Origin of the sequence: Streptomyces sp. NPDC048018 (assembly GCF_043202995.1) — a bacterium.
In the GTDB taxonomy this organism is placed as follows: Bacteria; Actinomycetota; Actinomycetes; order Streptomycetales; family Streptomycetaceae; genus Streptomyces.
Genome location: NZ_JBIDBK010000003.1, coordinates 98,419 through 111,201 on the forward strand (window position 1 = coordinate 98,419; position 12,783 = coordinate 111,201).

The window sequence follows — 12,783 nt, forward strand, 5'->3', positions numbered from 1 at the left end:
GCCCGCGTCCGCGCGGTCACGCCCCCCGTTGAACCGCGCGGACGCTGCTCCCCGTTCCTCCGGGCACAGCCGTCGGCCCGATCAGAGGACCTCCACACCATGGCCATCAACCCGCCGGAAGGGATCGCCGACTTCCTCGCGTTCGTGTCGGGCATGGAGTGGCCCGAGGCCGACGAGGACCTCATGCGGCGGGTGTCGGAACACTACGGTGCCGTCGCGCGGGACCTGGAGACGCTGTCCGGCTACGTCATCGAGCTGATCCCGATCGTCAAGAACGACTTCGACGGCGAGGCGGCCGCCTCGTTCCTGCTCGCCATGAACGACCTGACCGGCCGGACGGCGGGCGCGAACCAGCTGGAGCAGACCGCGGAGCTGTCCCGTCAGCTGTCCGAGGTGGCGCTGAAGGTCGCCAACCAGGTCGAGTACACGAAGATCATGGCGATCCTCCAGCTCGTGCAGCTGCTCGCCGAGATCCTGTTCGCCACGCTCTTCTCCGTCTTCACCTTCGGCTCGGTGTGGGGCCCGGTGTCGGCGCTGTTCGCGGCGACGCGCGAGGGTCTCCACCAGCTCTTCCGGTGGCTGCTCCAGACGATCATCAGCCAGACCTTCATCGGCATCGTCGGCGGCGTCTTCCAGGACACGGTGATCCAGCTCTACCAGCTCGGCGCGGGTCACACCACGAGCTGGAACACGGAGTCCCTGGTCGACTCCATCAAGCAGGGCGCGCTGAGCGGCGTGGTCGCCGGCCCGCTGGAGATCCTCTCCCACTACGGCGGCAAGCTGCTCGGCAGGCTCCTCGGCGGGAAGACCCCCGGCTCGATCATCAGCAAGCGGGTCGACGACGTGCTGAACAAGGTCGACGACAAGCTGGACGGCATCACGCCGAACCCGAAGCCCGACGTCCCGGCGGGCGGGGCGGGGGCGAAGGCGAAGCTGGACGACCTCGCGTCCAAGTCGGACAAGGACCTGCCGCCGGTCCCGCACGACAAGGCGCCGAACGGGGTGACTCCTCCCCCGGTCCCGCCGAAGACCGTCGGCGACGGCCTCGCGTCGCCGCCCGCCACCGGAGCGCGGAAGCCGGAGGCGCCGGCCGGCGCCACGGTGAAGGACACGCCGACCGCGCCGACGACGGGGACGAAGGGGAATCCCGCCGCGGGGCCGGGGAGCACTGCGACCACGGGCAAGGGCGACGTACCCCCCGTGCACAAGACCGGTGCCCCGACCGCGGGCAAGGGCGACATGCCCACCGTGCACAAGGACGCCGTCCCCACCACGGGCAAGGGCGACGCTCCGGCGGGGGGCAGGACGGACGCCCCCGCTCCGGAGAAGGCCGACGTCCCGGCCGCGCAGAAGACGGAGACCGTCGGCGGGAACGAGGCGCCCGGCAGGACCGCTGCAGGGGACACACCCGGCACGGCGGCGCCCGCCAAGGCCCCCGACGCGTCGGCGGCCGGCCGTACCGCGGGAGACGCGGGAACCCCGCTGGACGAGCTCCTCGCCACCCCGGAGGCACGGTCGGCCTTCGCCAAGGACGTCGGCGAACTCCTCGGCGGCGTCAGCCGCAATCTGGAGACGGGATTCCTGCGCTTCGGCGAGGGCACCATCGCGGACTCGTTCTCCAAGAAGATGGGCGACGTCTTCACCGAGCACCTCGGGCGGGCGGGTGCCCGCGAGGCGGGCGAGGCGTTCGGCGAGATGCTGACCCGCAAGTGGGTCCGGCTCGGCGCGGACCACACCGAACTGCCCGAGCTCCTCACCAAGGCGCTGGGGGACTTCGGCCGGCTGGCGCCGCTCAGGAACCTCGCCGACTCGATGCCGAACCTGTTCGCCCGCTCCGAGCACAGCAACGCCCTCGCCCGCATCTTCAAGCAGGAGAACCCGCTCCAGGGCAGCCCGATGTACCAGCTCGGCGGAGCCGTCGCGTCCCTCCTCAACGAGGGTACGAACGAGATGCTGAGCGAGGGTTTCTACAACCTGATCTTCGGCGACGGGACGTTCAAGGTCAGCGGCGGTCCGTTCGCCTCCGGAGTGGCCATGGGCGCGCTGAGCGCCGGACTGCACCGGGCGTTCGAACCCATCACGGTGCGATACCAGAACTGGGTCCTCAGCCACCAGCACGCCGAGAATCCTCACGACAGCAAGTACTTCGGGCTGCTGCACCCCATCAACATCGCCTCGTTCGTGGCGAACATGACGGGCAACCCCGCGCCGTGGCCGGTCCCCCGCCCCACCTCGGAGGTGCAGGACCCGAGCTTCGTCCGTGACATGAAGGACATGGTGAAGTGGGTCTTCTCCCACCCCATCACCGGCACCCCCTTCTTCGCCGACCTGCCCCAGCGGCCGGACGTCACGGTCGAGAGCGACGGCGACGGCGCGTTCACGCCGCTCGACCTGGACCTCGGTCCGTCGTTCGGTGACGAGATCGCCACGGACCCGCTGTTCCGGACCGCGCCGGACGGCGGCGTGTCCACGGGCGACGGCGCGAAGCAGGAAGACGCGGAGGGCTCGGCCACGGTCCCCGAGCCGGCCCGGACCACCGTCTCGTCGGACCTCTCCTCCCTGCTGGGGGACGGCACGGAGAGCCGGGTCCCGGATCCGACGGCACCGAACCCGAACCCGGCCGCGGCCCGCCCCGTCACCCAGAGCGGCGGCGACCGGTTCACCGCACCCGTACCGCAGGAGAGCGATTCCGCACCGCGCGCGGAGGCGCCCGCGCAGACCGAGACGCCGGGCCGCCGGCCCCACCCGCTCCAGGCCGAGAAGGACCGGGCCGCGGCCGAGGGACTCGACTACCTCCTCCCCTATGACAGCGCGGACGACGACCCCACGCTCCCCCACGACCCCGCCGGCCCGGTCCCCGACGACCCCGCCGGCCCGGGCGGCGACGACGCCGCCGATGGCAGGTCAGGCCTCGACGCCGACCGCGGTGAAAGCGGAGGCGACGGCACCACCGCGCCGTCCGAAGCCCCGGTCCGGGACATCCCCTCCGGCATCGCCGTCGGCGTCCTCACCCCCGCCCAGACCACCGCCCTCCAGGCCTTTCCCCGGCGCCCCGGCGTCTTCGTCATCGGCATGCACACCGACCCCCGCACCCCGCACGACCCCGACGCCGTCCTCAAGGCCCTCACCGACGCCCACGACGAAGGCCGGCTCAACGACATCACCGAGATCCGGTTCACCGCCTGCAGCCTCGCCGCGCCCGTGCACGAGCACACCGTCAGAACCGTCATGAGCGGCCTGTGGAAACACCGCGCCGCGAAGGGCACGACGGCTCCGGACCCGCTCACGGCCCGTGCCGCCGACGCCCCCGTCTGGTACGTACCCACGACCGGCGGCGACACGGCGGCCGGCCACCTGCTCACCGCCCGGCACATCGGCCTCACGCCGGACGGGAGGATCGCCGTCGTCGACGAGGGCGCCTGGCACGTGTACGGCGACGGCGGCGACCCGGACCACACGCCCGTCCGGACGACCCCCGAGGCCGACGCCCTCCCGGACGACGCGGTCCGCTTCCTCTTCCGTACGCCCGCGGTCGACGCGGAACACCCGGACGCCGTCAAGTTCGGCCCGGGCGGGTCGAACCCGTCCGGCAACGGCGAGGGATCCAGCACCCGTCCGCGTCCGGGCTCCCGTACCCACACCGACTCGGGCACCCCGCCGGACCAGGCGCCGCCCGGCGAGGGCCCGCCCGGCTGGGCCCGGGACGCCTCGATCGAGGACCAGGTCCGGATCCGCTACCTGCAGGCCTCGGAGACGTACGAGAGGCGTCTGGCGGCCCACCTGTCCCAGCTGACGGAGGTCCGGGAGCTCGCACGGGTGCTGTCCCAAACCCTCTGGAGCAAGCTCAAGGACAGGCCCAGGGTCCACGAGGAGCTGGGCACGAAGAGCATCGAGATGCCCGGCGCCGTGGGCGCCGACCGGGAGGCGTTGAAACGCGTCGTGAACGAGGGCAACCTCCGCGAGCGCATGACCCTGTTCTTCAACTCCATCTCGTCGCTGGCCCTCCCCCAGAGGATCCAGCAGAATCCGAGCTACCCGGGCTCCCTCACCCAGGAACGTCCGCAGCGGCACGCGAACCCCGACCTCGACACCTACCGGACTGCCGAGAAGAGGATCCCCGAGCTGCGGAGGACGGGAGCGGACCCCCGGGAGCTCCAGCGGCTCAACGACCAGTGGCAGGCGCTCGATTCCGTCCTGAGACCCTTCCGGGAAGCGGACGCCGTGCCCTCCCTGAGCGCGACGGAGCGGCGGCTCGCCCTCAATTCCAGCGGGAAGCTGCGGTGGATCCCGGGCGGAAGCCGCTTCACCCTCGACATGAGCAGCGCGCTGCAGCGGGAGAGCGAAGCACGGGGACGCCTGGTCACGGCCGGTACGTCGGGCTCGGGCTACTCCTTCCACCGGTACGCCCAGCTGATGGCCGACCGCTGGGGAATCGCCGTCGACCACCGGACGCTGCGGCTCGCCGTCATCGCGACCTTCGTCGGACAGGGCCATCACTCCCTGCCCGAGGTGCTCGCGGGCTCGTCCGCCTTCGCCGAGACCCTGGGGCATCTGTATCCCGGGCGGGACGACATCGCCTCCCTGCGGATGCCCGCCCCCGGCGACGCCCCGGGCCGGGACCACTACCGTCTCCTCGGTCTGCTGCCCGAGGAGGACCTGCGCGCCCATGTCGCGGAGCGCGGGCTGTTCCCCGACGAGATCGCCGAGGAGTACCGGCAGCAGCTGTTCCGGGAGTTCGCGGCCCGGGAGGCGGCGGCCGACCCCGACGCCATGGACGTCGACGTCGAGGAACCGGGGACGCCGGCGGACGCCGGCACCGGCACGAAGCGCTCCCGTGAGGGCGAGGACGACCGGAACAGGAAGTACCGGCGCGACGACGGCAGTCCCGCCGTCCCCGAGGACTCGCCCCACAGCCTGCCGGGACGCCTCCGGCCCGAGGAGGTCGCCCCGGCGGTCCGGCCGATCGCCGTGGAGCGGTGGGCGGCGTGGTCGTGGACCCCCGGCCGGCAGGACGTGCCGCCGCCCGCCCGGGTCCGTACCGAACGCTTCGACCCGGCGGCGGACCCGGACGTCACGGGCCCGTTCCCGGGCACGTCGGACCGCCGGAACGACGACGGGACGCTCGCGGGCCGGCGTACGCTGATCAGCGCCGACGTCCAGCGCTTCACCGTGCCCCCGGACGGGGACGGCACGCCGGGCGGGGCCGTGCGGCTGGTGCAGGTCACGCTTCCGGTGGCCGTCGACGACCACTCCTCGGCAGCGGATGTCGCCGCCCTGCGGGACCGGCTCCAAAAGCTCCTCGACACCCATGTGAACCTGGGCTTCCGGCTCCCCCGCAGCGGGGACCAGCTCCACATGGACGTACGGCTCGACCCCAGGCCCGTGCCCAAGGACGGGGTCAAGGGGGACGACTGGGTCACCGTCAGCCGGGACGCCGGACCCGGCGTCAGGTCCGACCAGCTGCACTTCCGGCTGCACGCCGACGACGCGGATCCCGACGTGCGCGACCGTGACGACGCCATGCTGCTCCACGAACTGCTGCACTACGCGGGGCTGCCCGACCGCTACCACGACGCCGAGACGCTGTTCCGGCACAGGCCCGGCCAGGCCGACGCGTCCGGGGTCATGGCGACGGCCCTGCTGCCCGACGGCACTCTGCCCCTGCGCTACCTGGCGGCCGTCGAGGACGTCACGGAGTCCGGCTCCGTCCTGCACGACAACGACGGTCCCGGCGCCTGGACCGCACCGCTGACCATGCCCGTACGGGACATCCCGGCCGGGATCGCCGTCGGCGCCCTCTCCGCCGCCCGCAGCAGCGCCCTGTCGGCGCTCCCCCCGCGCCGCGGGGTCTTCGTCGTCGGCATGCACACCGACCCCCGCACCCCCCACGACCCCGACGCCGTCCTCAAGGCCCTCACCGACGCCCACGACGAAGGCCGGCTCGACGGCGTCACCGAGATCCGGTTCACCGGCTGCGACCTGGCCACCCCGGTCCACGAGCACACCGTGAGGACCGTCATGAGCGGCCTGTGGAAGCACCGCGCCGCGAAGGGCACGGAGACCGGGCCGCTCACCGCCCTCGCCGCCGACGCCCCCGTCTGGTACGTGCCCGGCGGCGACGGGCTGTTCACGGCGCGACACGTGGGCGTCACCGCCGACGGCAGGGTCACCGTCTTCGGCGACGGCGCGGACTGGCACCGCTACGACGACACCGGCGCGCCCGACCACACCGCCGCGAGCTCCCCCGTCGGGGACGACGGGGCCCCCGCCGACGCCGTGCGCACCGCGCGCCCCGACGACCCCGCGCACGGGGACGCGGTCCGGTTCGGCGAGGAGGACGGGGAGTCGGAGTCCTCCTCGTTCAGCATGACCTCGGCCGGCCTCGTCCCCCGGCAGTGGACCGTCGACTTCGGCAAGGGCGAGAAGACGCTCACCGAGGCGGGCCGGACGGTCGTGCGGAGCCTCGCGCGGGAGCTGTTCCCCGAGCTGGTCCGCCGCGCCTACGGCCCGTCCCGTGACCCGCTGGAGATCCGGGTCGCCGCGGGCGGCAACAACCGCCTCCCGGGAGCCGCCGAGGGAGTGGGAGCGGACCGCGCCCACGCCGTCGCCGGCGCGCTGGCGACGGAGATCAGGAAGCTGGCCACGGAGCGGAACCTTCCGGAGGTGGAGCCGCTGGCCGTGTTCACCGTGACGACCCGCGGCCGGGACCTCGCGGGGTCCGACCGGACGGGCGACGCGTCCCCCTCGGTGCTGCGCCGCCGGGGCACGGTCCTGGCCGAACTCCAGCCGCTCCCGAGGGTCCTCGAACGGTCCGCCACGATGAACCTCGCCGAACTGGCGGTGTTCCGGCAGCTGGCGGACCTCACGGACTCCCGGCGCATGACGTTCTCGCTCGACGAGCTGGTCGGTTCGCGCGTCTACCAGAGCTCCGGGGCGACGCCCCTGGAGGAACACAACGTGGTCTTCCGGCTGGAGACTGAGGGAGCGGACCGGAGCACCCGGCGGGACTGGGCCGCGGGCCTGGTGACGTTCACTCCAGACACGCGCGTCGAGGTGGTCTCGTTCGAGCGCACGGACTCCGGACGCAGCCTGGTGACCCTGCGCGAGGTGCGTCCCGACGACCGCGAGGACCGGCCGCTCGAAGAGCCCGCGCGGGCCACCCCGGCCATCGGTCTTCCGGGCGTCGGCTACGCGGGGCCGAGCCGTCCCTTCGACTCCACCCTGGTCCACCACAAGGACGAGGGCCGCTACGGGTTCCGGAAGGCGCTCTACATCCACCGCGGCGAGGTGGAGGTGGAGATGACCGAGAGGGGGCCGCACGTCCGCTTCTACACCGCGGTCACCAACCAGACGCCGCTCACGATCGACAGGGAGTCGGGAAGCGTCACCGCCGAGTACAAGGACATCCAGCAGGACCCGGAGACCGGCGAGGTCGTCCTGTCCACCGGCCCGAACATGGGGGGCACCCTGTGGACCGGCATCGGCACGCCCGCGCGGGCCGTCGCCTGGGCGATGAAGTACAAGGCGGAGAACCCGGACGCGAACCGGCCGCTCATCCGCTCCTACCTCGTCCCGCTGCACGTCTACCGCGAGATCACCTCGACGGCGGTCCCGGAGGGCGACGTCAACGCGCTCGGCGACCCCTACCGCGGCAGCGAGTCGCTGGTGCCCCAGGGACTGCGCGAGCCGCTCGCCGTGCCGACGACCCCCGAGGGCGTGGCGTACCGGAAGCGAGCGGAGGCGCAGGGGAAGGGCTCCGCCCCCGATCCGATCGAGGGCCCCACCCCCCTCGCCGACCGGAGCATCAACACCGATCAGCCCGGCGAGCGCAACCAGTTCGGCATCCGGGGCAGCCACCTCACCCTGCTGCGCGAGAGCATCCTCCCGAAGTCCCTCATCACGTACTACGAGCGGAGCGACCTGCAGGACCTGACACAGGAGGAGGAGGGCTCGGCGTTCCCCAGGAACGGCCGGACGCTCCACGTCGACGAGCTGCGCGACCGTCTCGGCATCCCCCGCGTCGACGCGCCCCAGCTGAAGTCCGACTACAACCCCTGGGTCCAGAACAGGAAGCACGTCAACAGCGCCGACAAGCTGCGGAACATCTCCCACCAGCTGCGGCAGTTCTACGCCACCTGGCAGCAGTCACGGCAGCAGCCGGCCGACCGCAGGCCGAGCCTCCTCCTGGACCCGGACGCGACCGTGCTGACGTACGAGAAGCGGCTGGGCTTCCTGGAGAGGTTCCTCAAGGAGCACAACCGGTACCTGCGGGACGAGCACGGCGCCGAGCTCTCCTTCGCGTTCCTCCACGTGCCCGACCGCGACACCGTGGCCCCCGCCGATCTCGCCGCCAGGGAGACCGTGGAGAAGTTCATGGTCGACACGGTCCTGACCTGGGCCTCCCACGCCGAGATCGGCTACCTCCTCTCCCGTCAGCACCAGGAGGTCAAGGGCGACCGGAACGTCACCGACGCGCCGCTGATCCACGACTTCGACGAGATGCGGCGGCACCGGAAGGAGGACGTCCACCTCCAGCTCCAGGTGGGCACGGACCTCACCGAGCTCTGGCGGCAGGGCGAGCCGGCCCACCGGCTGATCAACCGCCTGATCCGGGACTACCCCGAACTCTCGCTCCTGTACGGGGAGATCTGCGCGCCGAGCGAGAGGTACACCTTCTTCCAGCACGCGCAGATGGTCCTCGGCCAGTACCTCAAGCTCGCCCACCGCGACAGGGACGACACCCGGCGCGTGGTGCCCGTGGACGCGATCGTCAAGGCGATCCTCTTCCACGACATCGAGAAGGCGAACTCGAAGGTGATGTACGGGGACGACAAGGACCCGGACCAGGAGCCGGATCCGGAGGAGAAGAAGCCCAAGAAGGCTCCCAAGAGGAAGGAGCAGCACGACGACGAGGCCGAGCACCGCGGGGCCGTCGACCTCATGAGCCGCTACCGCCACCTGTGGGGCGACGTCGACGGCGACGAGGATCTGGCGCGCGCCTACCGGGCGGCCGTCATGATGGTCGACTCCGACCCCTTCGGCTTCTACTACCGGAAGAAGCACCACACCAAGGACGCCGCCAACCGCGACGCGACGTTCCACTGGATCGTCGAGGCGTACCTGCGGCTGCGGGGAAGGCCGCTGATCACCTCCGACGGCACCACGCGCCGGCTGGCCACGCTGGACGACGCGGACGCCGAGGGCATCCGGAGGCTGTTCCACGAGTTCCACCAGTACTACCAGGCGGACTTCTCCTCCTACACGAGGTACGGCAGGTACAGCGACTACGAGGCACCGGAGAGGACGAGGCGGGGCGAGACCCTGAGCGAGGAGAACCCGGGGGCGTTCGAGGCCGCTCCCCGGGAGCCGGCCGGCGAGGCCGTCGGCAAGGAGACGTTCACCCAGCAGTTCGTCTCCGACGCGGGCCAGGAGCCCCTGGACCCGGAGAACCGCTACGGCACCGGGCCCCGCATGGCCGAGACCTCCCCGGTGGGCGAGCGGCACGGTCTGCGGTTCGTCTTCGACACGAAGTACGAGACCATGTACGCCGAGATCGCGAAGATGTTCGCGACGGACGAGGACGTCAGAGCCAACTTCCGGCGCGTCGGCGGCGAGCGGATGCGCTCCGACGCGAAGGCGCTCGGTGACGAGGCGAACGCGAAGGCGGAGACGCCCCCGCCCGACGCGCCCGGCGGGGACGGTGGCACAGCGCCGACGGACCGGAACGCGAACGAGGACGCGCCCGTCGACCCGCTCGACGACGGGGACGACTACGTGCTGGGGATCATGGCGCTCGGAAACGGCGAGGCTCCCGCACCCACCACCCCGCGGTCCTCCGCCGAGCGGATCGACCAGCTCGTCGTCTCGCTCACCGGCTCCCACGAGGGCAACGGCACCCACCATCTCCTCGACCCCGACACCGACCCGGCCGAGGCGGACCGGATCCGCGGCGCCGTCGGCCGGTTCCCCCGCGACGACCGGTTCTTCACGCTCGCCGGTCACATCGCGGGGACCGACGGCGCGCCGACCTGGCGCGGGCAGCGGGTCAGCGCCGGGGAGCTGGCCGTCGTGCTGTCCCGGCTCGCCGACGACGGGGTGTGGGACACCGCCAGGCCGCTGCGGTTCGCCGCCTGCGGTCTGGGCGAGAACACGGAGCGGTCGTACGTGGCCGACACGCTGCGCGCGCTGCGGGAGCTGCGCCCCGATCTGCCGCTCACCGCGTACGCGCCCCGGTCCACCCTGTGGTTCGTGCCGTCGGTGACCGGCCCGTTCACGACGGACACCACCGGCCCCGGCCACACGGCCGTGGCCCGGAAGGTCGTCTGGGGCTCCGACGGCACGCCCCGCCTCGTCCCCGACCACTGGGTCGAACTGACCCTGCCCGTGGGCAGGGACGCCACCGTCCGGACCACCCTCCTCGACGGTCACATGCCGCCCGACGGCCGGCTGTCGCCCGACGGCCGGCCCGCGACGACTCCCGCGCCCGACGGCTACCGGGCCGACGGCGACGACACGTCCGAGGACCTCTCCGAGGCCGTGCCGTTCGGTCCGGCCGACGACGGCGGGGACGAGCACGGGACCCCGCGGGACGACCGGCACCGGGACCCCGGCCGGCCGCCGGCCGCCGTCGTCCTGCCGTCGGTGGACTGGTCGTTCTGATCCTCCCGCCCCGCGTCTGAACCGGGCCCGGTGCCCCGTACGTTTCCCCGGGGGCGTACGGCCGCCGGGCCGCCCCGATCCAGGACAGGACCCCGTCATGACCGACCCCGAGAACCGGCCGGAGTTCCGGCTCGCCTCCGTCTTCGACCACGCGGACCCGGTGACGGGTCCGGGCTTCGCCGCCGACCATCCGGTGGTCGAGGACCCCGAGCTGCTCGCCCTGCTGCTGGAACGGCTGGCGGCCGGGACACCCGTGCTCGCGACGCCGGTGCTGATGGACGACGTGCTGGACCCCTCCCGGGCGGCGGAGGTGCCGCTCACCTTCCGTACGGACGGCCGGTGGGTGTGGACGGACACCGTCGCGTACTACCTGGAGCACTACGCGCTCGCCCCTGATCCCGGGCTGGCCGCCCACCTGAGCGCCCCCGGCTACGCCGCCCCGGGCCCCCTCGGGCAGGACGTCGTGGAGCGGGCCGCCGCCTTTCTCCTGACCCCGGCGCCGGAGGGGACGGAGGTCCACCCGCTGGGCTGACCGCGCACGGTGAACCACTGGACGCCGCCGGTCCGTTCGTACGTGCGCGGAGGGTTCGCGACGACCGAGGGACCGAGGGGAATGACCGTGGACGACAACGAGGTGCGGGCCGGGAACGCCGCCGGGCAGGCCGTGTCCGCCATCAGCCTGCCGGCGGTCGCCTGGCAGCAGGCGGGCGACGAACCGGCCCGGAAGCCGGAGGGCGGGCCGCAGGGCGAGCCCGACGGCAGTCCTGGAGGGAAGGCCGGACAGGGGACCCGGGGAGAGTCCGGGAGCGGGCCGGTGGAGGGTGCCGTGGCTCCGGGGCCGGCCCCGGTGACCGCCGCGGAGCCGGAGTCCCCGGCGGCGCCTTCGGCCGTGGCCTCCGGCGCCGCCCCGGCCGTACCCGCCCCCGGCGGCGGGACGGGTACCGGAACGGATTCCGCGGCCGAGGCCGGAGCCCGTGCCGGAGCAGGCACCGGTGACGACTCCGGCGGTGAGGACGCACCGGTCGGCGCCCCCGCGAGCGGGGCGCACGGGGCGCAGGCGGCCTCCGACGCCGACGGTCTCGCCACGGAGGCCGCCTCTGCCGCACCGGCCGCCCGGTCCTGGTCACGGCCCGGCCGGCGCCTCCCGAAGCCGGTGATCGCGGCGGCGGCCACCTCCGGGGTGGTCCTGATGGGCGTTCCGCTGCTGCTCTCGCAGCTGGGCGGCGGCGGTTCAGGGCCGGGTTCCGTGCCGCCGCCGCGCCCCACCGGGTACAACCAGGCCGACGGCGGGCCCGGCGGCTTCGTGCCGAGGGCCGATGCGCCGGAGAAGGGCTCCCCGCTGCCCGGCACCGCCCGTCCGGGAGCCCCGGCCGGTACGGGGAAGGGCTCCTCGGCCGCCGGGAAGGGCCCCCTGTCCACCGGCCTGGCGGGCGCCGGAGCCGGCATCGGAGCCGGAGTGGGCGTCGGTGCCCCTGCCGGTCCGGCGCCCGCCTCCCCCGCACACGCCACCGCCCCCTCTGCGCCCCGGGAGACCGCCGGCCCCCCGCGGAAGCCGGCCACCCAGGTGCCCCCGGCCCCTCCGGCGAAACAGCAGTACACGGCCGTGGCGGGGCCCAACTGCGCGGGCGCGGGCGCGACCTTCACCTCCAGCGGCTGGTATACGGACGACAAGGAGGGCTGGCAGAAGTACGGCTCCGGCGGCTACGCGAGCGGCGGCTGCAACGGCGGCTTCTTCTCGCTGCCGATGTCCGGGAAGACCGGCTCCGACGCCGGCAGCGCCCTGCGCTGGACCTTCCGCACCGGCGCCGTCACCTCCGGCACCTGCCAGGTCTCGGTGCACATCCCCTCCCACACCGACATCAAGGCGGTCGGCGGCAAGCCGTCGTACTACACGGTCCACGCGGGAACCACCGGCAACGACCCGATCCTGCGGTCCTTCACCCTCGACCAGCAGTCCGTGCGCGGCCAGTGGGTGAACGCCGGCAGCGTCCGCATCACCGGCGGCGTGCTGACGGTGAAACTCCACGACCGGGGCCTCGACTGGTCCGGCTCGCAGAAGACCTACGCCCACCACGCGGGCGACGCCGCCCGCGTCCAGTGCACCTCCGCCTGAAGCGGCCCGGC

3 protein-coding genes are annotated in these 12,783 nt (G+C 73.2%); all 3 read left to right on the top strand.

Annotated features, from left to right (window positions below):
- Positions 1-99: 99 nt before the first annotated feature.
- On the top strand, positions 100-10,659 hold the full coding sequence (locus tag ACGF1Z_RS11850) for a hypothetical protein (RefSeq protein WP_393002658.1): 10,560 nt from the start codon (positions 100-102) through the stop codon (positions 10,657-10,659).
- Between the two features lie 97 nt (positions 10,660-10,756).
- Positions 10,757-11,191 (top strand): hypothetical protein, encoded by a 435-nt coding sequence (locus ACGF1Z_RS11855; protein WP_393002660.1) that lies wholly within the window; start codon positions 10,757-10,759, stop codon positions 11,189-11,191.
- An 81-nt stretch (positions 11,192-11,272) separates the two neighbouring features.
- The gene (locus tag ACGF1Z_RS11860) at positions 11,273-12,772 is read left to right on the top strand and encodes a hypothetical protein (RefSeq protein ID WP_393002662.1); all 1,500 of its coding nucleotides are present in this window, start codon (positions 11,273-11,275) and stop codon (positions 12,770-12,772) included.
- Positions 12,773-12,783: the final 11 nt, after the last annotated feature.